22 protein-coding genes, 1 pseudogene and 1 riboswitch are annotated in these 24,117 nt (G+C 74.7%); of the genes and pseudogenes, 18 read left to right on the top strand and 5 right to left on the bottom strand.

Annotated features, from left to right (window positions below; genetic code table 11):
* Positions 1 to 238 precede the first annotated feature (238 nt).
* From K6U06_RS18035 to cobJ, 4 genes are read left to right on the top strand one after another with little or no spacing between them, the layout of a single operon-like run.
* Positions 239 to 1,420: a nitrite/sulfite reductase gene (locus K6U06_RS18035; protein WP_262323351.1), complete on the top strand. Its 1,182-nt coding sequence runs from the start codon at positions 239 to 241 to the stop codon at positions 1,418 to 1,420.
* Positions 1,417 to 2,052, top strand: a complete 636-nt coding sequence (locus K6U06_RS18030) for a precorrin-8X methylmutase (protein ID WP_262323350.1) — start codon at positions 1,417 to 1,419, stop codon at positions 2,050 to 2,052. Before K6U06_RS18035 ends, K6U06_RS18030 begins: the two co-directional genes overlap by 4 nt.
* Entirely contained in the window at positions 2,049 to 2,777 is a 729-nt protein-coding gene (locus K6U06_RS18025) for a precorrin-2 C(20)-methyltransferase (protein WP_262323349.1), read from the top strand. Before K6U06_RS18030 ends, K6U06_RS18025 begins: the two co-directional genes overlap by 4 nt.
* Positions 2,774 to 3,574 carry a precorrin-3B C(17)-methyltransferase gene (gene cobJ, locus K6U06_RS18020; RefSeq protein ID WP_262323348.1) on the top strand — a complete coding sequence of 267 codons (801 nt, stop codon included), beginning with the start codon at positions 2,774 to 2,776 and terminating at the stop codon, positions 3,572 to 3,574. The genes K6U06_RS18025 and cobJ overlap by 4 nt, the downstream gene beginning before the upstream one ends.
* 242 nt (positions 3,575 to 3,816) lie before the next feature.
* Here cobJ and K6U06_RS18015 read toward each other — a convergent pair whose 3' ends face one another.
* Positions 3,817 to 4,593, bottom strand: coding sequence for a cobalt-precorrin-6A reductase (locus K6U06_RS18015; protein ID WP_262323347.1), 777 nt, complete (start codon positions 4,591 to 4,593; stop codon positions 3,817 to 3,819).
* A gap of 157 nt (positions 4,594 to 4,750) precedes the next feature.
* Positions 4,751 to 4,876: riboswitch (cobalamin riboswitch) on the top strand.
* Between the two features lie 181 nt (positions 4,877 to 5,057).
* Here K6U06_RS18015 and K6U06_RS18010 point away from each other — a divergent pair.
* From K6U06_RS18010 to K6U06_RS17960, 12 genes and pseudogenes are all read left to right on the top strand, one after another.
* Positions 5,058 to 6,527: a cobyric acid synthase gene (locus K6U06_RS18010; RefSeq protein ID WP_410051087.1), complete on the top strand. Its 1,470-nt coding sequence runs from the start codon at positions 5,058 to 5,060 to the stop codon at positions 6,525 to 6,527.
* Positions 6,524 to 7,453 (top strand): (2Fe-2S)-binding protein, encoded by a 930-nt coding sequence (locus K6U06_RS18005; RefSeq protein ID WP_262323345.1) that lies wholly within the window; start codon positions 6,524 to 6,526, stop codon positions 7,451 to 7,453. Before K6U06_RS18010 ends, K6U06_RS18005 begins: the two co-directional genes overlap by 4 nt.
* Before the next feature lie 33 nt (positions 7,454 to 7,486).
* Positions 7,487 to 11,041, top strand: coding sequence for a cobaltochelatase subunit CobN (gene cobN, locus K6U06_RS18000; protein ID WP_262323344.1), 3,555 nt, complete (start codon positions 7,487 to 7,489; stop codon positions 11,039 to 11,041).
* On the top strand, positions 11,038 to 13,026 hold the full coding sequence (locus tag K6U06_RS17995; protein ID WP_262323343.1) for a VWA domain-containing protein: 1,989 nt from the start codon (positions 11,038 to 11,040) through the stop codon (positions 13,024 to 13,026). Before cobN ends, K6U06_RS17995 begins: the two co-directional genes overlap by 4 nt.
* Positions 13,023 to 13,595 (top strand): bifunctional adenosylcobinamide kinase/adenosylcobinamide-phosphate guanylyltransferase, encoded by a 573-nt coding sequence (locus K6U06_RS17990; protein ID WP_262323342.1) that lies wholly within the window; start codon positions 13,023 to 13,025, stop codon positions 13,593 to 13,595. Before K6U06_RS17995 ends, K6U06_RS17990 begins: the two co-directional genes overlap by 4 nt.
* Positions 13,595 to 14,308, top strand: a complete 714-nt coding sequence (locus K6U06_RS17985; protein ID WP_262323341.1) for an adenosylcobinamide-GDP ribazoletransferase — start codon at positions 13,595 to 13,597, stop codon at positions 14,306 to 14,308. The genes K6U06_RS17990 and K6U06_RS17985 overlap by 1 nt, the downstream gene beginning before the upstream one ends.
* Positions 14,302 to 15,348 (top strand): adenosylcobinamide-phosphate synthase CbiB, encoded by a 1,047-nt coding sequence (gene cbiB / locus K6U06_RS17980; RefSeq protein ID WP_262323340.1) that lies wholly within the window; start codon positions 14,302 to 14,304, stop codon positions 15,346 to 15,348. Before K6U06_RS17985 ends, cbiB begins: the two co-directional genes overlap by 7 nt.
* Positions 15,345 to 16,343, top strand: coding sequence for an aminotransferase class I/II-fold pyridoxal phosphate-dependent enzyme (locus tag K6U06_RS17975; protein ID WP_262323339.1), 999 nt, complete (start codon positions 15,345 to 15,347; stop codon positions 16,341 to 16,343). The genes cbiB and K6U06_RS17975 overlap by 4 nt, the downstream gene beginning before the upstream one ends.
* 85 nt (positions 16,344 to 16,428) lie before the next feature.
* A pseudogene (locus K6U06_RS24810) lies at positions 16,429 to 16,854 on the top strand (HAD family hydrolase); the annotation flags it as partial.
* 120 nt (positions 16,855 to 16,974) lie between these two features.
* Entirely contained in the window at positions 16,975 to 18,033 is a 1,059-nt protein-coding gene (gene cobT / locus K6U06_RS17970) for a nicotinate-nucleotide--dimethylbenzimidazole phosphoribosyltransferase (RefSeq protein ID WP_410051086.1), read from the top strand.
* A gap of 83 nt (positions 18,034 to 18,116) precedes the next feature.
* Positions 18,117 to 19,004, top strand: a complete 888-nt coding sequence (locus K6U06_RS17965) for an aldo/keto reductase (RefSeq protein WP_262323337.1) — start codon at positions 18,117 to 18,119, stop codon at positions 19,002 to 19,004.
* A gap of 127 nt (positions 19,005 to 19,131) precedes the next feature.
* Positions 19,132 to 19,956 carry a transglutaminase-like domain-containing protein gene (locus K6U06_RS17960; protein ID WP_262323336.1) on the top strand — a complete coding sequence of 275 codons (825 nt, stop codon included), beginning with the start codon at positions 19,132 to 19,134 and terminating at the stop codon, positions 19,954 to 19,956.
* A 48-nt stretch (positions 19,957 to 20,004) separates the two neighbouring features.
* Here the strand turns inward: K6U06_RS17960 and K6U06_RS17955 are convergent, their stop codons facing one another.
* The gene (locus tag K6U06_RS17955; protein ID WP_262323335.1) at positions 20,005 to 20,244 is read right to left on the bottom strand and encodes a hypothetical protein; all 240 of its coding nucleotides are present in this window, start codon (positions 20,242 to 20,244) and stop codon (positions 20,005 to 20,007) included.
* Entirely contained in the window at positions 20,241 to 20,666 is a 426-nt protein-coding gene (locus K6U06_RS17950) for a response regulator (RefSeq protein WP_262323334.1), read from the bottom strand. The genes K6U06_RS17955 and K6U06_RS17950 overlap by 4 nt, the downstream gene beginning before the upstream one ends.
* Before the next feature lie 178 nt (positions 20,667 to 20,844).
* On the opposite strand from K6U06_RS17950, the gene K6U06_RS17945 reads away from it, so the two are divergent.
* Positions 20,845 to 21,021 carry a hypothetical protein gene (locus K6U06_RS17945; protein WP_262323333.1) on the top strand — a complete coding sequence of 59 codons (177 nt, stop codon included), beginning with the start codon at positions 20,845 to 20,847 and terminating at the stop codon, positions 21,019 to 21,021.
* Entirely contained in the window at positions 21,008 to 21,895 is an 888-nt protein-coding gene (locus K6U06_RS17940; RefSeq protein ID WP_262323332.1) for a hypothetical protein, read from the top strand. Before K6U06_RS17945 ends, K6U06_RS17940 begins: the two co-directional genes overlap by 14 nt.
* Here K6U06_RS17940 and K6U06_RS17935 read toward each other — a convergent pair.
* Entirely contained in the window at positions 21,873 to 22,868 is a 996-nt protein-coding gene (locus tag K6U06_RS17935) for a phosphodiester glycosidase family protein (protein ID WP_262323331.1), read from the bottom strand. The two genes, K6U06_RS17940 and K6U06_RS17935, sit on opposite strands and share 23 nt — an antisense overlap.
* Positions 22,840 to 24,084, bottom strand: coding sequence for a phosphodiester glycosidase family protein (locus K6U06_RS17930; protein WP_262323330.1), 1,245 nt, complete (start codon positions 24,082 to 24,084; stop codon positions 22,840 to 22,842). Before K6U06_RS17930 ends, K6U06_RS17935 begins: the two co-directional genes overlap by 29 nt.
* Positions 24,085 to 24,117: the final 33 nt, after the last annotated feature.

Here is a 24,117-nt window from a genome sequence, read left to right as displayed (position 1 = left end):
CCACGCCCACAAAACGGCGCTCACAACGACCGGTTCGTCGGTCAGTCACACCCGGATGCCCCTCGCTCGTGAACCCGAGTCGCTGAACCCGGAAAACGTGGGTTGTTCAACAGTGTCCTAGTGCCGGGCCCCCGTCGATCCTCCGGGCGGCCCGGCCCGTCGGGGAAGATCCGGGCCCCGGCCAGGCACCGACCGGCCGGGTGGGGCCGCGACCTGGGTGTTTGCTAGCTTCGAGGCGATGCACGATGAGACGTGCCCGAGTGTGGCGCACGTCCTCGACCGGATCGACGGCGGTCTGGCCCGGGTCCGGTTCCCTGGTGGCCGGGTCCCCGCCGCCCAGCTGCGAGCGGTCGCCGATGCGGCCTCACGCTTCGGGAACGGGACGATCGAAATCACCAACCGGGCCAACCTCCAACTCCGCGGGGTCCGCCCCGAGGCCGGCGCCGACCTGGCCGCGGCCCTGATGGCCGCCGGCGCCAGCCACGGTCGCGAGGGAGACCTCCGGCGCAACGTGGTTTCCGGCCCGCTGGCCGGGCTGGACCCCACCGAGATCGCCGACACCCGCCCGCTCGTCGCGGCGATCGTCGCCCGCCTGGCCGGCGACCCCTCCCTCGATGCTCTGTCACCGAAGGCCGGGGTGGTCGTCGACGGCGGCGGCCGGTGGCACCTGGGTGGCCGGCGCGACGACGTGGTCGTCACTGCCCTCACGGCCGAACGTTTCGCGATCCGAGCCGGCGCCGGGCTGCCGGCCGGCGGGGTGACGGTCGCAGCCGGGCGCGTTCCCGGCGCGGTGCACCAGGCGCTGCTGGCGACCGTCGGGACTCGCGACGGCGGCGGCCGGCGTCTCGCCGATGCGCCGCTCCCGCCCGGCTCGCACGAGGCGGTGACCGTCGGACCGCTCGGGACCGGACCGGCGTGGGTTGGGGGCATGCCCCCGCTCGGCCGGATGAGCGCCGCCACCGCCGAGGCGGTAGCCCGGATCGCCGAACGGTGGGGCGACGGAGAGGTCCGCCTCACCCCTTGGCGGGGAGTGGTCCTGGGCGGCGCCGGCCTGGACGGGTCGGGCGGCGCTCGGGAGGTCGCCGGCGAGCTGGGCCGCGCTGGGCTGCTGGTTGACCCGTCCGACCCGCTCACCGCCCTGGTCGCCTGTGCCGGCTCTCATGGCTGCACGTCGGGGCTGACCGACGCTCCGGCCGATGCTCTCGCCGTCGCGTTCGCCCGTCGCGCCGAGGGCGCGCCGCCGCTACAGATCCACGTGTCGGGATGCCCCAAACGCTGCGCGCAGCAGGCCCCGGCTGCCGTCACCCTCGCCGCCACCGCGGCCGGCGCCTACGAGGTGTGGCGCGCCGGCACGCTGGTCGGGTCCGGCGTCGCCCCCGGCGACGCCGTAGCGATGGCTGCGGGCGGCGCCCAACGATGACCGGGCGCCTCGAGTACGTCCGCGACGGCGCCGAGATCTACCGTCGATCGTTTGCGACCATCCGGGCCGAAGCCGACCTGTCCAGCATCCCACCGGACCTGGAGAAGCTGGCCGTGAGGGTGATCCACGCCAGCGGCATGGTCGACGTGGTCGCCGACATGGACTTCTCCACCGGGGCCGGCACGGCCGGGCGCGAGGCGCTGATGGGTGGCGCTCCGATCCTCACCGACAGCTTCATGGTCGCCGACGGGGTGACCCGCAGCCGGCTGCCAGCAGCCAACGACGTCCGTTGCACCCTGCGCGATCCCGAGGTCCCCGACGCGGCCAAAGCGCTCGGAACGACCCGCTCGGCGGCCGCCGTCGACCGGTGGCTGCCGTGGCTGGCGGGCGCGGTGGTGGCAATCGGGAACGCGCCGACCGCCTTGTTCCGCCTCCTCGAGCTGCTCGACGAGGGCGCTTCGAAGCCGGCGCTGATCCTCGGCTTCCCCGTCGGCTTCGTCGGCGCCCTCGAGTCCAAAGCGGCGCTGGCTGCCAACAGCCGGGGAGTGCCCTTCGTCTGTGTCCACGGCCGGCGGGGCGGAAGCGCCATGGCCGCCGCCGCGGTCAACGCCCTCGCGAACGAGCGGGAGTGACCGGCCGCTTGTGGGGCCTGGGCGTCGGCCCCGGAGACCCCGAACTGGTCACCCTGAAGGCCTACCGGATCCTGCGGGACGCGGACGTGGTCGCGTGGTTCGCTGCGACGGGCCGGGAGAGCAACGCCCGCCGGGCGGTCGCGGTTCATCTCCGGCCGGGCCAGGAGGAGCTCCCGCTCATCTACCCGGTCACCACCGAGACGCTGCCCGCCGAGGTGTCCTACGAGGGGCTGCTGGCCAAGTTCTACGACGAGGCCGCAGCCAGCATCGGCGCCCTGCTCGACGACGGCCGCGACGTCGCGGTCCTCTGCGAGGGTGACCCGCTCTTCTACGGGTCGTACATGTACCTGCACAATCGCCTGGCGGCTTACTACGACCACGAGGTCGTCCCCGGCGTGCCGTCGATGCTCGCCGGTGCTGCGGTCCTCGGCACCCCGCTGGTGTCGCTCAACGAGATGCTGACCGTCCTCTCCGGCGTCCTGCCGGCCGACGAGCTCTACCGGCGGCTGGTCAGCGCCGACGCCGTGGTCATCATGAAGCTGGGCCGCAACCTGGCCAAGGTCCGGGACTGCGTCGAACGGGCCGGTCTCCTGGCCCGGGCCTGGTACGTCGAGCGGGCCACCATGGAGGCACAACGGGTCCTGCCCCTCGCCGACGCCGACGCAGCCCGCGCCCCCTACTTCTCGCTGGTCGTGATCCCGAGCGCCACCGCGCCCGGCCGGTGACCGGCCCCGCCGGCGGGTCGGGTGGCCAACCGGTCGGGCAGGTTTGGGTGGTCGGACTCGGCCCGGGCGCCTCGGAGTGGCGCACGCCGGAAGTCGACTCGATCCTGCGCCGGGCCAGCGACCTGGTCGGCTACCAGACCTACCTGGACATGGTGGCGCCCGGCCCCGCAGGGCAACGCCGGCACGCCTCCGACAACCGCGAGGAGGCAGCCAGAGCGGCCGCCGCCCTCGACCTGGCCGCCGCTGGTCGGACGGTCGCAGTGGTGTCCTCCGGCGACCCCGGCGTATTTGCCATGGCCGCCGCGGTCATGGAGCAGTTGGCCCGCGACGACGCCCCGCCGGGATGGGCCGCCGTCGAGGTGACCGTCACCCCCGGCATCACCGCCGCCCAGGGCGCGGCGGCGCGCGCCGGAGCGCCGCTCGGGCACGACTTCGCGGTCGTCTCGCTCTCCGACAACCTCAAGCCGTGGGCGACGGTCGAGCGGCGCCTCGACGCGGCTGCCGGCGCAGACTTCGTGCTCGCCCTGTACAACCCGGTGTCCCGGCACCGTCCCTGGCAGCTCGGGCGGGCCCTCGACATCATCAGCGGCCACCGCGACGATTCGACCCCGGTGGTCGTCGGCCGCGACGTCGGGCGGCCGGCCGAGGAGGTCGGGATCGTCGCCCTCGGCGAGCTCGACCAGGCTCGGGTCGACATGCGCACGGTGCTGGTGATCGGCTCGTCGACCACCGCCATGATCGAACGCCCCGGCCACCCCCGGCAGGTGTACACGCCCCGGTCGTACCCGGCGCGCTGAGTTCGGGGCGGGGCCGGCGGGGCTCGGCGCGGTGCCGGCGGGGCTCGGCGCGCCGCGCTGGGCGCGGTCCCGACGGGCTGGCGGGCTCCGGCGGGCTGGCCGCTTCGACGTCCATTTCCCCACCTGGCGTCGTGGACAACTGGACGTCGAACCGCACCCCAGCGCAGCGCAGCGCACCGCAGCGCAGCGCACTGCACCGCACCACCCCGCCGGCACCCCGCCGGCACCCGCCGGCACCCCGCTCAGCCGGTCCCGAGGACCGCCGCCGCCCACGCCACCGCCTCGGAGACCGTCGAGGCGCCGGGACCGGGAGGCGACGGCGGCCGGGTGACGATGACGACTTCGATCCCGAGAGCTCGAGCGGCGACCAGCTTGGCGGCCGCCGCCGAACCGCCACTGTTCTTGGTGACGAGCAGGTCGATGCGCCGGTTTCGCAGCAGCGAGGTCTCGCCCTCGACGCTGAACGGTCCCCGATCGAGGATGACCTCTGCCGGGGCCAGGGGTTGGGGATCGGGAGGCTCGATCGAGCGCAGCAGCCACCACCGCCGCCCGTCCACGGCCGGTGCGAACGACGCCAGGTCGCTGCGCCCCGTCGTGAGCATCACCCGCTCGGCCCGGGCCGCCACCACCTCGTCGGCGGCCGCTCGAAGCGACGTCACCGGCCGCCACCGGTCGCCCTGAGTCGGTGACCACGGCGGTCGTTCCAACCGGAGGCGGGGGACGCCGACGGTCTCGCATGCCGTCGCGGCGTTCCAGCGCATGACCGCCGCGAAGGGATGGGTGGCGTCGACCACGGCGCCGATCGACTCCTTGCGCAGCCACGCTTCCAGGCCGGCGGCGCCGCCAAACCCACCGATGCGCAGCTGCCCGGGCGGCCGGCGGGGGTTGGAGGTCCGCCCGGCCAGCGACGTGATGACCTCGATGCGACAGGCGACCAGTTCGCGAGCGAGGGCGGATGCCTCGGTGGTGCCGCCGAGCAGGAGTAGCCGGCGGGCGGTCCCGCCGGAAGCGGCGTTCATGTCGCCCGACGGTAGACGGCGCCGCCAAAGGCCCGGCTGCGCCCAGAACCCGAGCGCCGCCCAGAAGCCGAGCGCCGCCCAGAACCCGAGCGCCGCCCAGAACCCGAGCGCCGCCCAGAAGCCCCGAGGGGGTGCCTGCTAGTGTCGTCGCCGTCGCAGGGAACACCGGTGGGAATCCGGGGCTGTCCCGCAACTGTCACCGAGGAGTAGACCCCAACGGACGGTCACGGCCTCTCGAGGCTGGAAGGCCGGGGCGAGCGTCGATCCGGAAGCCAGGACACCTGTGTCGAGATCGAGCATCGACGCGGGAGACGTCATAGGTGAACCCACCCGGGGCCCCGGCACCAGCCGGCCAGAGTCACCCATCAGGCACCGAGCCCACCGCGGCCGAACCCACCGCGGCCGAACCCACCGCGGCCGAACCCACCGCGGCCGAGCCCACCGGGATCCGGGGCGGCGCGCTGATGGTCTGCGGTACGACCTCCAACGCCGGCAAGAGCACTCTGGTGGCAGGACTGTGCCGCCATTACGCCCGCCAGGGCCTGCGCGTCGCGCCGTTCAAGGCGCAGAACATGGCCAACAACTCGGCGGTCACCCCCTCCGGCCACGAGATCGGCCGGGCCCAGGCGTGGCAGGCCGCGGCCGCCGGCGTCGCCCCGGAAGTGGCGATGAACCCGGTCCTGCTCAAGCCGACCGGCCCCGGCCGCAGCCAGGTCGTGGTCATGGGCCGGCCGGCGGGGGTCATGTCGGCGGTCGAGTACCACCGCCACAAGCCGGCGCTGCTCGCCACGGTGCTCGACGCCCTCGACGACCTGCGCCGGCGCTACGACGTCGTGGTGCTGGAGGGTGCGGGGAGCCCGGCGGAGATCAACCTGCTCGACCACGACATCGTCAACCTGCGCGTCGCCCACGACGCCGGCATCCCGGCGGTGGTGGTCGGCGACATCGATCTGGGCGGCGTGTTCGCCGCTCTGTTCGGGACGGTGGCGCTCCTGCCCGACCGCTACCGGCCGCTGGTGCGGGGTTTCGTGATCAACAAGTTCCGGGGGGACGGGTCGCTGCTCGCCGGCGCCGCCGAGTCGTTGGAGGCCCGCTGCGGGGTGCCGACCCTCGGGGTGCTGCCCTGGCTGGAAGGCCCAGGCTTGGACGGCGAGGACGCGATGATCCTTGAGCGCGAGCAGGGCAGGGCTCCCGCGGCAGCGGGCGCGGGGGTGCTCGACGTGGCCGTGGTCCGGTTCCCGCACCTCGCCAATTTCACCGACCTCGACCCCCTCGCGGTCGAGCCGGGCGTGTCGGTCCGCTTCGTCGACGACCCCCGCAACGTCGGCCGGCCGGACCTGCTCGTGCTGCCCGGGTCGAAGGCCACCGTCGCGGACCTGGCCTGGTTGCGGGCCCGCGGCCTGGACCGTGCGGTCGCGGCCTGCGCTACCACGGTGCTCGGCATCTGCGCCGGCTACCAGATGCTCGGCCGGCGCATCGAGGACCCCGACGGCGTCGAGTCGCCGCTGCCGGTCACCGCCGGGCTGGGCCATCTCGACGTCACCACCCGCTTCGGGGCCGACAAGGTCACCAGGCTGCGGCGGGGCCGGGCGCTCGGCTCGGCGGTCCACGGCTACCAGATCCACCACGGGCGGGTCTCGACCACCGCGGCGGGATGGATCGAGCTCGACGGCGGAGGAACCGACGGCTGCACGGGCCGGACCCCGGGGGGTGCCAGGGTGTGGGCCACCACGCTCCACGGGCTGCTCGAAGACGACGGTTTCCGGGCTGCTTTGCTGGCAGAGGTGGGGAAAACGGTCGGGGTGGCCGTGGCCGGCGGCGGCTCGTTCGAGGCCGCCCGCCAGCAGCGCATCGACGCGGTGGCCGACGCCGTCGCAACCAACCTGGACCTGGCCGCTCTCGACCGGCTCGTCGCCGCAGGAGCCCGGAGGTGAGCCCGACGCTCGAGGCGGTGCTGGCCGAGGTGGAAGGCCGGGTGTCCTACCTGCGGGCGGCGCCGGCGCCTCCCTCCGGCGACGACGGCTGGACCGCCGGCGGGTGGATCGCCTGCGACCGCCTGGAGCGGTCCGCGCTCGCGGCCGCGGTCGCGGCGGGGGCGGAGGCCAGGGGCGCGACCGCGCCGGTCGCGGCATCGCTGCTGTCCCAGTCGTACGCGTTCAAGGTCGGGGCGGTCTCACTGGCTGCGTACGCCCTCGGCCTGCCGTGGCCGTCGCCGGCGGCGGCGGGCACCGCAGTCGTGTTCGGGAAGGGCCGTGCGACGCAGCTGGCCTTCCGTCCGCAGCAATCGAACGCCGACCCGGCGCTTGGCTCCCGCCCGGCGGCGGACGGCGACCCGGTGCTCGGCGCCGACCCGGTACTTGGCGCCGACCCGGCCGCGGACGGCGACGGCGACCGCCGGGGCGGCTCCCTCGGAGCGCCCGGCGACGCGGACGGCTTGGCGGCCGCCCTGATCGACGAGCACCTGGTCGGCTTCTCGGCGCTGCTGCGCGCCATCGTGCGGCTCGGCGAGCGGCTGGTCGCCGGCAACGCCGCCGCTTCGGCCGCCGCCGCGTTCCGGGCGGTGGAGGGCGCAGCCCGAGACCGTGGGGACCGCGCCGAGCGGGCCGCGGTCCGCCGGCGGGCTGACGAGTTCTTCGCGTCCGGGCCGGCCCGGCGGTGGATGGGCGGCGCCGGCCGGTTCGAGACGGTCGCCCTCGGGCCGGACGGGCCGGACGGGTGGTTCTGGACCCGCAGCAGCTGCTGCCTTTGGTACAAGGTGCCGGGCAGCTCCACCTGCGACGACTGCAGCCTCATCCCCGCCGCCGACCTCGAGCAACGCCGGCGAGACGAGCTCGCCTCCTCCCTCGTGACGCCGTCATGAGAGCCCCGAAAGCAGCATGAAGGACCTCGCCTCGTGATCAAGCTCATCCTCACCACCGACACCGAGATCCTGGCCCTTCGCACCGCGGTGGAGGGCCTGCCGGAAGGGTTCCCGGCGGTGACCGCGGCCACCACCTGGGCGGCCGACCCGATCGGCGACCTCACCGGCGTCAGGGTGGTGCTGGTCCGCCTCCTCGGCGGCCGGCGGGCGTGGAAGGACGGCTTCGACCGGCTGCGGGCCGAGTGCGAAGCTCGGGGCATCCCGCTTCTGGCGTTCGCCGGCGAGGCCGTCCCCGACGCCGAGCTGACCGCGCTGTCGAGCGTGCCAAGCGCGACGGTCACCGAGGCGTTCGGTTACCTGGTCCACGGCGGACCGGCCAACTTCGAGCAGCTGCTGCGTTTCGTCGCCGACACCGTGTGCTTCGAGGGGTGGGGGTTCGAGCCGCCCGCCCCGGTCCCGTCGTTCGGGGTGTGGCGCCGGCCGAGCGAAGGCGACGGTCCGGTGGTGGGGATCGTGTTCTACCGGGCCCACCTGGTGGCCGGTAACACCCAGTTCGTCGACGACTTGTGCGCCGAGATCGACAAGAAGGGCGGCCGTCCCCTCGCGCTGTGGTGCTACTCCCTGCGCGACGACAGCAGCCAACCGGTGATCGACGAGCTGCGCGCCTCGGGAGCCCGGGTGCTGATCACCACCGTCCTGGCCGCGGGAGGCGCCGCCGCAGGGGCCGGCACGCCAGGCGCGGCCGGCGGCATGGACGGCGAGGGCTGGGACGTGGCCCGCCTGGCCGACTTGGACATCCCGGTCATCCAGGCCCCCAGCGCCGGCCGGTCGCGCGCCGACTGGCTGGCCTCCGAGGCCGGGCTCGGCCCCTACGACGTGACCTCCGGGGTCGCGATCCCCGAGCTGGACGGGCGGATCATCGCCCCCACGTTCGCGTTCAACGAGGTCGTCGACGACGGAGACCAGCTCGGCACCGCGGTCCGGGCGTACCGGTCGGTGCCCGACCGGGTGGAGCGCGTCGCCGGCTTGGCGCTGCGCCACGCCCGCCTGGGCGTCCGGCCGCCGGCGCAGCGCAAGGTGGCGATCGTCCTGTCCGCCTACCCGACCCGCCGCAGCCGCCTCGGCAACGCGGTCGGGCTCGACACCCCCGCGTCCGCCCTGGTCCTCCTCGAGGCCCTCGCCGGCGCCGGCTACGACGTCGGAACCCCACCGGACAGCGGCGACGCCTTGATGGCGGCGCTGGCCGACGGGCTGACCTACGAGGCGGAGAGCCTCACCGAGGCGCAGCTGGACCAGGCGGTCGGCCGGCTGCCGGCCGGCCGGTACGCGGAGTGGTTCTCGACGCTGCCGGCGAGCGCCCGGGAGGAGCTCGAGGGGGCGTGGGGCCCGGCGCCGGGCACGCAACGGATCCACGACGGGGACCTGGTGTTCAGCGGAGTCGAGCTCGGCAACGTGCTCATCGCCATCCAACCGCCGCGCGGCTACGGCGACGACCCCGTCGCGGTGTACCACTCGCCGGCGCTGCCGCCGGCCCACCACTACCTGGCGTTCTACCGGTGGCTGGACGAGACGTGGGGCGCCGACGCGGTCGTGCACCTGGGCAAGCACGGCACCCTGGAGTGGCTGCCGGGCAAGGCCGTCGGGCTGTCCGCCGGCTGCTGGCCCGACGCGGCGCTTGGCGACCTGCCGCTGTTCTACCCGTTCGTGGTCAACGACCCCGGCGAGGGCACGCAGGCCAAGCGGCGGGCCCACGCGGTGGTCATCGACCACCTGCTGCCGCCGATGACCCGGGCCGACACCTACGACGACCTGGCCCGCCTCGAGCAGCTCTTCGACGAGTACGCGCAGCTGCAGACCATGGACCCCTCCAAGCTGCCGGCGCTTCGGGAACGGATCTGGGAGCTGCTGCGCACCGCGGCCATCGACCAGGACCTGGGCTTGACCAGCGTCGAGCTGGACGACACCTTCGACGACATCATCCTCGAGGTCGACGGCTACCTCTGCAGCCTGAAAGACGCCCAGATCCGCGGCGGGCTGCACACCTTGGGGGACGCCCCGGCCGGCGACACGCTGCTCGACTTGGTGCTGGTCGTCACCCGCCTGGCCCACGGCCGGATCCCCTCGCTGCGCAGCCTGGCCGCGGAGCACGTCGGCGCCGACGAGACCGACTCCACCCAGCTCGACGCCATCGAGGCGACCGCCCGTGGCTGGCTGGAGACCGCCGCCGCGGCCGGATGGCGCGCCGGTGACCTCCCGGGACTCGGTGACCTCCCTCCCGGCGCCGAGACGGTATTGGGCTGGATCTGCGAGTGGCTGGTCCCCAACCTGCGGCGGGCCACCGACGAGGTGGGCAACCTCCTCGCCGGCCTCGGCGGGCGCTACGTGCCCGCCGGACCCTCCGGCGCGCTCACCAGGGGCTGCGCCCACGTCCTGCCGACCGGGCGGAACTTCTACTCGGTCGACCCGAAGGCGCTGCCGACCGAGCTGTCGTGGGAGGTGGGCCAGAAGCTGGCCGCCGAAGTGCTCGGCCGGCACCTGGAGGAGGAGGGCCGCTACCCAGAGACCGTCGGCTTGGTGCTGTGGGGCACCGCCGCCATGCGAACCCAAGGAGACGACGTCGCCGAGGCCCTGGCGCTGCTCGGCGTCCGGCCGGTGTGGGAGCCGAGGACCCGGCGGGTGGTCGGCCTCGAGCCGATCCCGCTCGACGAGCTGGGCCGCCCCAGAATCGACGTGACGCTGCGCATCTCTGGGTTCTTCCGCGACGCGTTCCCGGGGCTGGTGGAGCTGCTCGACGACGCGGTACGGCTGGTGGCTTCTCTCGACGGGGAGGGCGACGACACCAACTTCCCGAAGAAGCACGGCGGGGAGGACCCGCGGGTCTTCGGCCCTACGCCGGGAAGCTACGGAGCGGGCATCCTCAACCTGCTCGAGACCCGGGACTGGCGCTCCGACCAGGACCTGGCCGCGGTGTACATCGCCTGGTCGGGGTGGTCCTACGGCCGGGCGGGGATGGGCGTCGCGGCCACCGACGCGATGAAGCGACGGTTCGCGGCGATCGACGTCGCGGTTAAAAACCAGGACAACCGCGAGCACGATATATTCGACTCCGACGACTACTTCCAGGAGCACGGCGGGATGGTCGCCACCATCCGAGCGCTGACCGGCCGGGACCCGAAGGCCTGGTTCGGCGACTCGTCCAACCCGGCCCGCCCGGTCGTGCGGTCGCTGGCGGAGGAGGCCGCCCGCGTCGTGCGGACCCGGGTCCTCAACCCCAAGTGGCTGGATGCCATGCAACGCCACGGCTACAAGGGGGCGTTCGAGATGGCGGCCACCGTCGACTACCTCTTCGGCTACGACGTGACCGCGCACGTCGCCGAGCAGTGGATGTACGAGAAGGTCACCGACGCCTACGTGGCCGACCCGGCGGTCCGGGAGTTCTTCGAGGCGTCCAACCCGTGGGCCCTCCGATCCATCGTCGAGCGCCTGCTCGAGGCCGAGAGCCGGGGACGCTGGAAGCCGGACCAGGAGCGGGCCGACGTGCTGCGCCGGGCGCTGCTCGAGGCGGAAGGATGGGAGGAGTCCCGGTGAGCGGGGCGGGGAGCGAGGAGACGGGCCGGTCACAGCTGCCGTTCTCGGCTGTGGTGGGCCAGGAGGACGCCAAGCTGGCCCTGATCCTCGCCGCGATCGAGCCGCGCCTGGGTGGGGTGCTCCTGCGAGGCGACAAGGGCTCGGCCAAGACCACCCTGGCCCGCGGCCTGGCGCCGCTGCTGGCGGAGGGCGCCCCCTTCGTCGAGCTGCCCCTCGGCGCGACCGAGGACCGGGTGGTCGGCGCCGTCGACGTCGCGGCTTTGCTCGGCGACCGCCGGCACGCGTGGCGTCCCGGGTTGCTGGCCGGCGCCGACGGCGGGGTGCTCTACGTCGACGAGATCAACCTTCTCGCCGACCACCTGGTGGACACGCTGCTCGACGTGGCCGTGTCCGGCGTCAACCGCGTCGAGCGCGACGGCATCTCCCAGTCCCACCCGGCCCGCTTCGTGCTGGTCGGGTCCATGAACCCCGAGGAAGGCGAGCTGCGCCCGCAGCTGCTCGACCGCTTCGGGCTCTGCGTCGAGGTCCGGGCCCCGGCCGACCCGGCGCAGCGGGCGGCGATCGTCCGCGGGCAGATCGACTTCGAGCGACTGGGCGCAGCGTCACCCGACGCGGCCGCGGCCCGCGACCGCGACGCGGTGGAAGCCGAGCGGCTGCGTGCCGCGGCGCCGGCCCGGCTGAGCGACGCGACGATCGAAGCCGCGACCCGCCTGGCCCTGGCCGTCGGGGCCGAGGGCCTGCGAGCCGACCTCTCGCTGTGCCGTGCCGCGGCGGCGCTGGCGGGGTGGGAGGGCAGAGCCGAGACCGACCCCGAGGACCTGCGCCGGGTGGCGCCCATGGTGCTGGCCCACCGCCGCCGGCGGGACCCGTTCGAGACTCCGGGCTTGGCGGATCAGGACCTGTCAGACGCGCTCGACGACGCGCTGGGGTCGCCGCCCCCCGCCGGCGGCGGTACTGCCCGCCCGCCAGACCCGGCTCCGGCCGCCAGCGACGCGCCAGGCTCGGCTCCCGGCGACGCGCCAGACACGCCTCCGGACGCCGACGGGGCGACCCGCGGGGAGGCGCCCGACGGCGCGCTGGGGTCGCCGCCCCCCGCAGCATCGCCGGAGCCAGACGGGACCGGGACCCGGTCGCCAGCCCCGGACCTCGATCCCGAAGAGACGGCGCCCGCCGCTCGGCTGGTCCTGCCAGAGGCCGGCCCGTCCCGGGGCGCCGCGCCGGCGGGCCGCGGCGAACGGGCCGCCGCCCCGACCGGCCGGTCGATCCGAGCCGTGCCCTATCAGCACGCCGAGCAGCGGGTCGCGGTGACCGCGACCGTGCTGGCCGACGCGCAGCGCGCCGAGCCCGCCACGGCCGGGTCGAGCGGGCTGGCCGCCGAGGACCTGCGCGCCGTGCACGCGGAGCAGCCCCGCTCCTCGCTGGTGATCCTGGCCGTCGACGCGTCCGGGTCGATGGCCGCCCGCCGCCGACTCGACGCGGCCCGCGCCGCGGTGATCGGGCTGCTCGGAGACGCCTACCGGCGGCGGGATCGGGTGGCGCTGATCGTGTTTCGGGGCTCGGGCGCCGAGGTGGTGCTGCGCCCCACCGGATCGGTCGAGATCGCCCGGGCCCGCCTCGAGGGCATCCCGACCGGGGGGACCACGCCGCTGGCCGCCGGCCTGCAGGCGGTGACGGCCATGGTCCGCGCCACCCGCCGGGCCGGCGGACCCGAACCGGTGGCGGTACTGATCACCGACGGGCGGGCCACCGCCGGCGGCCCTGACCCCCTGGCCGCGGCCGACGCGGCCGCAGCGGAGCTGGCAGCCACCGGAATCCGGGCGTTGGTCCTCGACGCCGAGACCGGCCCGACGCGCCTCGGCCTGGGCCGGCGCCTGGCGCGCGCCATCGGCGCCGACCATGTACCCCTCGACGAGGTGGACAGCGACGGGCGAGGGGTGGAGCGAGCCATCCGGGATCGCCTGGCGGCTCCCGCGTCCAGGCCATGAGCTTGACGCTGGTCCTCGGCGGGACCCGCTCGGGCAAGTCCGCGGTCGCAGAGCACCTCACCGCCAAGGCCGCGACCGGCGGGGCGGCGGTCACCTACATCGCCACCGGAACGGCCACCGACCCGGCGATGGCGGAGCGCATCGCTCGCCACCGCGCCCGCCGCCCCGCCGCGTGGTCGACTGTCGAGGTGGCGGACGCGGCCGAGCTTCCCGCCGCGCTGCGCGCGCTGAGCGGCGTGGTGCTGCTCGACAGCTTGGGGACCTGGGTGGCCGCCCATCCCGACCTCGACCCCGACGGCGCCGGGCTGGCCGCGGCGCTGTCGGCGCGCCGCGGCGACACCGTGGTCGTGTCCGAGGAGGTCGGCCTGTCGGTGCACCCCCCGACGCCGGTGGGCCGCCGGTTCGTCGACGCGCTGGGCGAGGTCAACCGGGCGGTGTCGGAGGCGGCCGATCGTGCGGTGCTGGTCGTCGCCGGCCGGATGCTCGAGCTGGGCCCGGCGCTGGCCCTGGCCCCGACCGTCGTCCCGGCCGTCGACCTGGGCCCGCCGCCGGCGGAGGGCGAGGCGTAGTGCGGGCCGCTGTCGCGTTCCTGACCCCCTTCGGCGGGGCGGTCGCCCCCGGGCGGACCACGTTGCGGTGGTTCCCTCTGGTCGGCGCAGGGCTGGGTGCCGTGGTCGGGCTGGTGTGGTGGGGGTCGTCCCACGCCTGGCGGGGTGCGCTGGTGCCCGCCGCCCTGGCCGTCGCCGCCGACCTGGTCGTGACCGGCATGTTGCACCTCGACGGCCTGGCCGACTCCGCCGACGGTCTGCTCCCCCACCTGTCGCGCCCCCGCCGGCTGGAGGTCATGGCCCAGCCGGATGTCGGGGCCTTCGGGCTGGCGACCACCGCCGCGGTGCTCCTGGCGCGTTTCTCGGCGTTGGCGTCGCTGCGCCCCGACGTGGCGCTGGTGGCCGGCGTTTGGTGCGCGTCGCGTTCGCTGATGCTGCTCGGCCCGGTCGCCCTCCCCTACGCCCGCCCCACCGGTCTGGCCACCGCCTTCCTCGGTGACAGGCCGCGGGTCACCGCCGGCATCGGCGTGCTCGGCCTGGTCGCCGGAGCGGCCCTGGCCGCGGCCGGCAGGGGCGGCGCGGGGGTGGCCGGCGTCGGCGGGCTGGTCGTCGCCGGGGTAGCGCTCGGCGCCCTGGCCCGGGCCCGTATCGGCGGCTACACCGGCGATGTGCTCGGCGCGGGGGCCGTGATCGGCGAGACCGTCGCCCTGCTGGTGGCGGCGGCCCGGTGGTGACGGCCCTCCGCAACGCTCGGGCCGCCCGCCGGCGCGCGGCCGCCGGCCAGGGGGTGGGTCGGTGGCCGACGCCGGCCGCGTCGGGTTTGGCCGGGGTGGCGGCGGGGGTGGCCCTCGACCTGGTGGTTGGTGACCCCCCGGACCGGTGGCATCCCGTCGCCTGGTTCGGGGCGGCCATGGCCGCCGTGGAGCGGCGGTCGTGGCGCGACAGCCGGGCTGCGGGAGCCGCCCACGCCGCGGTCGGGGTGGTGGTCGGGGCTGGGGTGGGGATGGCCGCCGCCCGCCTGGGCCGGCGCGCCCGCGGCGGTCCGGCTACCGCGGCAGCGGTCATGGTGGCGGCGGTGGTCGGCGGCCGGAGCCTGGAGCGCGCCGCGGAGGCGATCGACGCCGCCCTGCGAGCCGGGGACCTCGACGGGGCCCGCCGCCTGCTGCCCAGCCTGGTCGGGCGCGACCCCAGCCAGCTTGACGCCGGCGAGGTCGCCCGGGCGGTAGTCGAGTCGGTAGCCGAGAACACCGTCGACGCGGTCGTCGCCCCGGTCATGTGGGCCGCCGCGGCGGGTCCGGCGGGAGCCGGCGCCTACCGCGCCGTGAACACCCTCGACGCGATGGTCGGCCACCGAAGCGAGCGCTACCTCCGCTTCGGTTGGGCGTCGGCGCGCGCCGACGACGCTGCCAACCTCATACCGGCGCGGGCCGCCGCCCTCCTCGTCGCCGCGGTCCGCCCGGCCCGAGCCGGCGCGGTGTGGAAAGCCGTCCGGCGCGACGCACCGGCCCACCCGTCCCCGAACGCCGGCGTGATCGAGGCGGCGTTCGCCGCCGCTCTCGGCGTCCGCCTCGGCGGTACCAACGTCTACAGCGGGAAGCCCGAGGCCAGAGGCACGCTCGGCGAGGGGCGCCCGGTCGGTCCCGGCGACATCCGCCGGGCTAGGGCCCTCAGCCGGGACGTGACCGTCGCGACCGCCGCTCTAGTTGCGGCGGCCGCGGCCGCCGCCGGGCGCCGGGCGCCCCGCCGATCCCCCGAGCCAGGAAGCTGCCCGTGACCCCTCTCCCGACCGTCCCCTCCCCTGCCGGCGGGCGGCCCGCCGGCACTGGCGCACCAGCGGCGCCCGCCCGGGCCGCCCCGCTCCCGCCGCCCGGCGACCACGGCGGGGACGGCGCCCGGGTCGCGGCGGCGCTCGGCTTGTCACCCGGCGAGGTCTTGGACCTCTCGGCCAGCCTCTGCCCGGTAGCCCCCGACCCCACGGCCATCGTCTCAGGTCACCTCGACGCCCTCCGCCGCTACCCCGACCCGGCGGCGGCGACCGACGCGCTGGCCGCCGCGATGGGAGTCGAACGGAGCCACCTGCTGCTCACCAACGGGGGGGCCGAGGCCATCGCCCTGCTCGGCGCCGAGATCGGCGGCCAGGTCGAGGAACCGGACTTCTCGCTCTACCCCCGCCACGGCGGCCCCCGCTGGCGGTCGAACCCCAACAACCCGCTCGGCACCCTCGCCGACAGCGGGGAAACCGCCGGCGTGTGGGACGAGGCGTTCTGGCCGCTGGCCACCGGAACCTGGACCAGGGGCGACCATCTCCGCGGGACACCGGTCGTCGGGTCGCTCACCAAGCTGCTGGCCTGCCCCGGCCTGCGGGCTGGTTACGTCCTCAGCGCCGACGGGGAGCTCATCGAGCGGCTCCGGCGGGCCCAGCCGGCATGGGCGGTCAACGGCCTGGTGGCCGCGGCGCTGCCCGAGTGGCTGGAGCGGGTCGACCTGCCGGGGTGGTCGGCCGCGACCTCGGCGCTGCGCTCCCGCCTGGCCGCCACTCTCAGGTCCCGGGGCTTCGCGGTTCGGGCCGGTCACGGCCCCTGGGTCCTCGTCGAGGGGGCCGCCGGTCTCCGGGCCCGCCTGCTCCCCCAGGCCGTGGTAGTGCGGGACTGCACCAGCTTCGGGCTGCCCGGCACCGTGCGCGTCGCCGTACCCGACGAGGCTGGCCTGGCCGCCTTCACCCACGCCCTGGACCGGGCGCTGGACTCGCCAGGCGAACCGGGCCCCTGACCCGGCAGCCACCGTCTCCCCACCCACCCCCGTCTCGCCACCCGCCCCCGTCCCACCCGCCGCCCAGACCACCGGAGCCCACCCAATGATCGCCTCTCCCGCCTCACCCGCCGCCCCACTCGAGGCGGTGATCTTCGACGTCGGCGGCACCCTCGTCGACCAGGCGCCGGCCGGCACCGCGGTCGCCGACTTGAAAGCCGGGTTCCGACCCGGCGCCCGCCGTCTCCTCCGGCTGCTGAGCGCCGCCGGTGTCCGCCTCGGCGCGGTGACCGACACGTCGGTCATGCGCGAGGCGGATGTGCGCGCCGCTCTCGGCGACGAGGTCTCCGCCCGCCTCGACGTGGTGGTGACCTCGGTCGACGTCGGGGCCGCCAAACCCGACCCGGCCGGCGTCGGGCGGGCCCTCGCCGTTCTCGGGGTTGACCCGGCCAACGCCCTCATGGTCGGCGACCAGCCGGCCGACCAGGCCGCAGCCGCCGCGGCCGGCATCCCGTTCGTGGCGGTCGGAGCGCTGCGCCGAGCTTCGACGTCCACATCGCCCCCGACGGAGGTGGACGACCGGACATCGAGCCGCGAGGAGCACCTGGACGTCATCGTGCTCGACCATCTCGCCGCCAGGCTCGGCCCCCTCATCGCGAGCCGCCTCCTCGTCGGGCCGCTCGACTCGGCCGCGCTGGCCGACGCCCCCGCGTTGCAGGCCCGGCTGACCAAACCGCCGGGGTCCCTCGGCCGCCTGGAGCAGCTCGGCGCGCAACTGGCCGGGATCGCCGGCGCCTGCCCGCCGCCCGTCCCCGAGCCGGCCGCGGTGACCGTCTTCGCCGGCGACCACGGCGTCTTGGCCCAAGGGGTGTCGCCTTGGCCTCAGGAGGTGACCGCCCAGATGGTCGCCAACTTCTGCGCCGGCGGCGCGGCGATCAACGTCTTGGCCGGTGCGGCCGGCGCGTCGGTCACCGTCGTCGATGTGGGCGTCGCCACGCCCCTGCTGCCCGTCGCGGCCACCGCCGGCGGCCCGACGCTGCTCGAGCGACGGGTCCGGCCGGGCACCGCGGACCTGAGCGAGGGACCGGCGATGACCAGAGCGGACGCCGAGGCGGCCCTCGACGTGGGCGCCGCCGCCGCGCTCGCAGCGGTCGCCGGGGGCGCCCGGGTGTTGCTCACCGGCGACATGGGGATCGGCAACACCACGCCGGCCGCGGCGTTGATCTCCGCCCTCACCGGGCTGCCGGCCTCCGAAGTCACCGGGCGCGGCACCGGGATCGACGACCCGACGCTGGCCCGAAAGGTGGCGGTTGTGGACGCCGCGGTGGCCCGCCTTAGCTCGGACCGGTCACCGCTGCGGGTCGTCGCCGAGGTCGGCGGTCTCGAGCACGCGGCGCTCGCCGGCTACATCGTCGCCGGCGCGGCGGCCGGGGTGCCGGTGATCGTGGACGGAGTCATCGCCCTGAGCGCCCTTCTCGTGGCCGAGGCCCTCGCCCCAGGCGTCACCGCTTCGGTGATCGCCGGCCACCGCTCCGTCGAGCCGGGCGCCAGCGCAGCCCTCGCTCATCTCGGACTCGACCCGGTACTCGACTTGGGCCTGCGGCTGGGCGAGGGCAGCGGCGCGGCGCTGGCCCTGCCGATCGTCCAGGCTGCCGCCCGGATCATGTCGGGCATGGCCACCTTCGACGCGGCCGGCGTCAAGGAAGCCTGAACCGCCGCCGGCGTCAAGGAAGCCTGAACCGCTGCCGACGCCAAGAAAACCTGAGCCGCCGCCGGCGGCGTAGCGTCGGGCCCATGACCGGCCAGATCGACACCGCTGCTTTCGGGAGGACCGGGCACGCCAGCACCCGGGTCATCTTCGGGGCTGCCGCTCTGGGCTCGATGAGCCAGGACGCTGCGGACCGGGTCCTCGCCACGCTGCTGGAGTTCGGCGTCAACCACATCGACACTGCGGCCAGCTACCGGGACTCCGAGCTGCGGGTCGGCCCGTGGATGGACCGGCACCGGGACCGTTTCTTCCTCGCCACCAAGACCGGCGAGCGTTCCGGGGAGGGAGCCCGGGCCAGCCTGGAGCGGAGCGTGGAACGGCTGCGCACCGACCACGTCGACTTGATCCAGCTGCACAACCTGGTCGAGGAGGACGAGTGGGCCGCCGCCCACGCTCCTGGCGGAGCGGTCGAGGCGCTCGCGGCGGCGCGCGACGAGGGCCTGGTGCGGTTCATCGGGGTGACCGGGCACGGCCTGCGCATCGCCGACATGCACCGGCGCAGCCTCGAGCGCTTCGACTTCGATTCGGTGCTCCTGCCCTACAACTTCACCCTGCTCCAGCATCCCGGGTACCGCGACGCGGTCGAGGCGCTGCTCGCGATGTGCTCGCAACGAGGCGTTGCGGTCCAGACCATCAAGTCCATGGCCCGTAGGCGCTGGGCGGACGACGACGCCCCCCACTACAGCTGGTACGAGCCGATCGCCGGTGACGGCCCGGTCGGCCGGGCGGCCCGGTGGGTTCTCGGGCGCCCCGGCTTGTTCCTCAACACCTCCAGCGACGCCCGGCTGCTGCGGCTCACCCTCGAGGCGGTCACCGCGGGCGGCCCGGTCCCCACCGAAACCGACATGGCCGCCGACGTCGACGCTCTCGGCGTCCAGCCGATCTTCGACGGGGGAGCGCTGGAGCGCATCTGAAGCGGCGAGGGCCCGCCGCCGGCGGGCGCAACGGGGCGGTCGGGCATGGTGCCGGGGCGTGGGATGATGCACGATCGACATCTCCAGCTGGCACACCCACCCATCGACGAGGGCCGTCGGGTCCGAGATGGTGTTCACCGTCACCGAGCCCGCGGAGGTGGTGCTGCAGGTGGTCGCCGCCGGATCGGCGGGCCGTGTCGTCGACGAGCGCCTCGACGTGCTCCTCGACGGCGTCCCGGTGGAGGCGGCTGCGGTCGCCGGACCTCACAGCACCGTCCTCCACCTGGTCGAGGCCGGCGCCGGCCGGCTTCACGTCCTGTACCGAGCGGAGCTGGAGGCGCCCGGCCCGTCGGCCGAAGCCGCCTCAGTCGCCGGCTCCGGCGCAAGCAGCGGACCGGCGGGCCCGTCGCTTTGGGAACGGCAGCTGCATCTGCGCCCGAGCCGGTACTGCCCGAGCGACCACCTGGTCGGTTTCGCCGTCGCCGAGTTCGGTGCCGGACCGGACGCGGCGGGGCGGGTGGCGTCCATCACCGAGTGGATCCGGCGGCGGATCGGTTACGAGCCGGGATCAAGCGACGTTCACGACTCGGCGGAGGACACTCTGCTCACCGGGATGGGCACCTGCCGGGACTTCGCGCACCTGGGCATCGCGCTGTGCCGAGCGACGGGGATCCCGGCCCGCTTCGCCGCGGTGTACGCACCCGGTCTGTCCCCGATGGACTTCCACGCCGTGTTCGAGACCTGGGAGGGAGGGAGCTGGTGCGTTCACGACCCGACTGGCCTGGCCCCCCGCCAGTCCCTGGTCCGCGTCGCTACCGGCCGGGACGCCACCGACACCGCGTTCGCCGCGGTCACTCGGGGCCTGGCGACCCTCGACCACCTCGAAGTGGTCGCGGTGACCGGCGGCGCGCTGCCCTTCGACGACCACCGGTCCCGCGTCGAGCTTCATTGAGCAGCCTGGCGGTGCCCGGCCGCGCCGGCCGGGCCCGCCGGGGGCGTGCTAGCTGTCCTGGTCGGGCGCGGGGACCGGTCCGGCGGTTGGGGTCGGCTCGTCGCTGCAGCGGGGACACACCCACGTGCCCGGGGGTGCCACGGTCGCCAGGAACGGCGGGTCCAGGTAGGCGATGTCGCAGGCGCAGCAGGTGACCGGGGCGCTGCGCCGGCGCATCCCCACCGGCTCACGGTCCGGGAACGACGGGTGACGCGCCGGTGCAGGCTGGGGTCGCTCAGGCGTGATCATGAGTGCTCCTTCGCTGCGTGCGCCGCTGCGGGCGCCTGCAGGGACTGGTAGAGCTCGACGGGGCGCAGCGGCTTCCTGAGGTAGTCGTCGGCGCCCAGAGAGAGAGCCATGGCGACCGTCGGGGGGTCGCTGCGGAACGAGCAGACGACGATCCTCAGCTTCGGAGCGGCTTCTCTCAGCCTGCGGACCGTCTCCAGCCCGTCTTCGAGCGGGAGCTGCACCTCGACCAGCGCGGCGTGGGCGTCGACGCGCTCGACGGCGGCCACCGCACTGTCGGGCCCGTCGGCGAAGGACACAGAGGCGTGCTGCCCGCTCCCGAGGTCCAACACGTAGCGCATCAGCTGGCGGCGGTCGTGGTGGGTGTCTACGACGACGATGCGGGTCTCGGCCGCGCCCTCGGCCGGCTCCCGCCTAGTGGACACGATGCTTGGGGCTCCCATGGGAACCGCCGATCTGTCCCGCTGAGGCGGGACCCCTGCCGTCCGAAATGGTCGACAGGACCAAGACTACTCAATTTCGGATAGGATCCGGCTGTCTCATTTTGAGCAATGTGCCCCTGCTTTTCAGGGGAAGATCGAGTGGTTTCCAATGGGGAACCCTGTGCCCGAAAAGGCCGTCCCGACCCCGGAACGGGTGTGCGGCCGGTGCCGCAAGAGCTTCGCCGGCGATCCGACCCTGTCATTCCAGACCGGGTGGGCGCTGTGCCCGGAGTGCACCGAGGTGTTGCTGCCCGTCCCCATGGGCGCGGCGGACGCGTCGTCTCGTGCCGGTACCTGAGGCGCTCCTCGACGGGAGCGGCGCCCAGACGCCGACCTGGGACGAGCCCCGGTGGCAGCGGATCCTTGACCGCATAGAGGTCCGTCTCGACGGCATCGGTCTTCGCTTCTGGGGGCCGCCGCTGTGGCTCGAGGTCACGATGAGCGGACCGGATTCGGACCGCTGGGCGTCGGGACAGCCCGACGGCGATCGGTCCTGGGACTGGCAGAGCAGCGCGCCTTGCGCGGCGGCGGGGACCCTCGAGACGGCCGGCGCGACAGACGACGAGATGCTTGGCGCAGCGAGCCGCTACACCCTCGAAAACCTGATCCTCAACGCGGCCCACGAGGTCGGCGAATGGCTGCGCTTCGACGCGGTGAGGGTGGCGTCCCCCCACGACGGGGTCGGTGACGGCGTCCAGGGCAACGGCAAAGCGGTGGTGCATGTGGGATTCGACCCCGCACCCGAAACGGTCGCCGGCAGCCGCCTGCCAGCAATCCCCGCCGTCGCCGACGCGGCCCGGCGGGTCGCTTCGTGGAGGTTCACCTCCCTCCCCGGTGAGGTCATCGGGTACGCGACAGCCGGGCCGACCCTGCAGCTGCCCGGAGCGGCTGCTGCGGTGTGGACCGGGCGCTGGGCGGCGGTCGCGGCGCTACCTCCTGGCGCCGAGAGCGACCTCCGGGCGCTGCGGGCCGCGGTGCAAGCCGATGTGCATGCCATGCTCATCGCCTACGAGGCGGCGAAAGTCTGCGATGCGTTCTACGTCGACGGGAGCAGACCGTGGCGGCTCGCGCCGGGTTCCGGCGACCCGGCGGCCTCGGTCGGGCCGGGTGACGCGGCGGGGCCGGACCGCCGGCCCCTCTCGGTCGCGGTCAGCTGGTCGCCAGAACGGTGAAGAAGTCCCGGGTCCATCCACTGAGGAACTGGGTCGCCGGCCGGTACTGACCGGGTATCGCCGCGCTGAGCGCGCCTCCCGGCGTCGACGCCAAGTCGAGCTGAACCCACTCGGGGTTGATGTCGAGCTCCATTGCGGTGGTCGCCCCGGCGTCGATGAGCGCCGAGCCGATGTCGGCCGGCAGGGCCGACATGCTCCCCGCGAATATCAGGTCCCCGGCGGGATCCTGGCCGAGGGCGCTTCGGGCCACCGCTAGACGCCCTCCGATGGTCGCTCCCCAGCTGGGAACGTTGCCGATCCCCGCCGCCAGCGCACCGCCCTCTACCAGCGGGGTGAGGTTCTGGCGGATCGACACCGCCGGGTCGCCGGCGACGGGGACGGTCTGCCCGTACACGCCGACTCGGGCCCTTCCCTGGGCGTCGATCACGACGCTGGCCCGGCCGGGCTGCAGGGGAGCGAGGACGTGGCCGCCGATCTCCACGCCCCCGGCACCGGTGGAGGTCTTGAACCCTCCGTTGAACGCCCCGACAAGGAGCGGGCGCTCCGCGGCGCTGACCACCGACTCGCCGTCCGCAGGAAGGGTCACGCCGGCGGTCGCCGGGTCGGTGCTGCCTGCGTGCAGCACCAGGCGGTACGTGCCGGCCTTGAACAGTGCGAGAGTGACGGTGCTCCCGTCGGCGAGAGTCACGCTGCGCTGCTGCACGGCCACCGCGGTCGGCGTCACCCGCACCGCGTTCCAGCCCGGCAGTGGCACGGGCGGAGGCGGAGTGGTCATCGTGGGCGCCACGGTTGTGGCCGGCGCGGTCACCGCGGGGGTGCCGGACGCCGCGGCGGCGTGGGCGCTTCCCGCCCCGCCGACAGCACCGCCCCCGGCCGACCCGCAGGCGGCGAGCAGCGCGGCGGCCGCGCCGGCCAGCACCACCGTCAGCCCCCGCCGAGCCGGCTCAGCGCAGCGAGACGGAGAAGAAGTCACGCGATTCGGCGGTGGGCCCGATGTACCTCGTGGAGGACCGCTGCATTTGGGGATACAGCTTGGTGCCGGTCACCTCGGCTGGGTCGGCCGGGTTGGGATGGCTGAAGAGGTTGAACGTAACCCACTCCGGGTTGATGTCGAGGGTCATGCCCCTCACTGCACCGGCTCGCTGCAGCGCCTCCGCGAGGGTCTTGGCGGTGAGCGCGGGGCCAGCGACATATACCAGGGCACCGTCGGAGGTAACCCCGATCCCCGAGCGGGCCACGACCGTGCTGGCCCCGAGGGTGGCACCCCAGATCTTGGTGTCGCTGTAGGTGGCGTCGGGGGCGATGCTTCCCTTGTCGACCAGCGGAACCAGGTTTTGCAGCACCGCGGTGACCTGGGGGGTCATCGACACCTCGGTCCCCCACGCCCCGATGTCGATACGCCCGTCGTTGTAGATGACCACCGACGCCGCGCCGGTCTTCAACGGCACCGCGGTCTGGCCGTCGAGGTAGAAGCCGCCCTGGGCGTCTTGGAAGCGGAACCCGCCGTTGAAGGCCGCTACCGCGTTGGCGGCTGCGCTCCCCGTCAGGTCGGGCGGTTGCGCCCACTTCCCTCCGGGCTCTTGGGCGCCCGGGTTGAGCCGGACCTTGAGGGCGGTCGGGTCGATCCACACGGCGCTGGTGATCTGGCTGGTGTAGACGGTGTCGGCCCGGAACTGGGCGACGTACATCGCCGGGTGCCCGTCTACCAGGGGGCCGGTCGGCTGCCAGCGGCCCTCACCTGGAAGCGCCGGTGACACGACGAGGGGCACCGGGGCCGGGGCCGGCAGGTGAGCAGGGGCGGCGGACGCCGCGGGCACCTTGAGCTTGCCGGCCACGGTAGGTACGGCGTTGAGACCCTTCGGGCGGCCACCCTTCGCCGGGGCCTTCGCGTTGTAGTACCAGCGCTCGACGGGGTTGATGACCGCGGCCGCATGGTGGGCTCGCATCCAGTCGGCCCACTTGGCGTTGAAGCTGGAGTTGCCCGGCGTGCGCCACGCTCCGTAGAACGACACGCCGAGGACTGCGACCAGCACGACCACGACCGCCAGCACGCTGCGCCGGACGACCTTCCACCCTCGTCGGGGCCGGCGCCGCGCGTGTCGACCCCGCCGGAACGGGTCCGACTCCTGGCGGGAGATGCGAGCGTATGGCTCTTTGGTGAGCGACGTGCCGTAACGCCGGTCCGTCACAGGCCCTCTCCCCCTGCGGGGAGCGACCGGGAC

Source organism: Acidiferrimicrobium sp. IK, assembly GCF_025499425.1.
In the GTDB taxonomy this organism is placed as follows: domain Bacteria; phylum Actinomycetota; class Acidimicrobiia; order Acidimicrobiales; family Palsa-688; genus Acidiferrimicrobium.
This window is presented reverse-complemented; position numbering and strand designations above follow the sequence as displayed.

What these genes read in the sequence shown, in the direction of transcription:
- K6U06_RS17965 (WP_262323337.1), top strand. Translation starts at nt 18,117, where the DNA reads ATGACCGGCCAGATCGACACCGCTGCTTTCGGGAGGACCGGGCACGCC.
- K6U06_RS18030 (WP_262323350.1), top strand. Translation starts at nt 1,417, where the DNA reads ATGACCGGGCGCCTCGAGTACGTCCGCGACGGCGCCGAGATCTACCGT.
- K6U06_RS17955 (WP_262323335.1), bottom strand. Translation starts at nt 20,244, where the DNA reads ATGATCACGCCTGAGCGACCCCAGCCTGCACCGGCGCGTCACCCGTCG.
- K6U06_RS18035 (WP_262323351.1), top strand. Translation starts at nt 239, where the DNA reads ATGCACGATGAGACGTGCCCGAGTGTGGCGCACGTCCTCGACCGGATC.
- K6U06_RS18015 (WP_262323347.1), bottom strand. Translation starts at nt 4,593, where the DNA reads ATGAACGCCGCTTCCGGCGGGACCGCCCGCCGGCTACTCCTGCTCGGC.
- K6U06_RS17960 (WP_262323336.1), top strand. Translation starts at nt 19,132, where the DNA reads ATGGTGTTCACCGTCACCGAGCCCGCGGAGGTGGTGCTGCAGGTGGTC.
- K6U06_RS17990 (WP_262323342.1), top strand. Translation starts at nt 13,023, where the DNA reads ATGAGCTTGACGCTGGTCCTCGGCGGGACCCGCTCGGGCAAGTCCGCG.
- K6U06_RS18010 (WP_410051087.1), top strand. Translation starts at nt 5,058, where the DNA reads ATGGTCTGCGGTACGACCTCCAACGCCGGCAAGAGCACTCTGGTGGCA.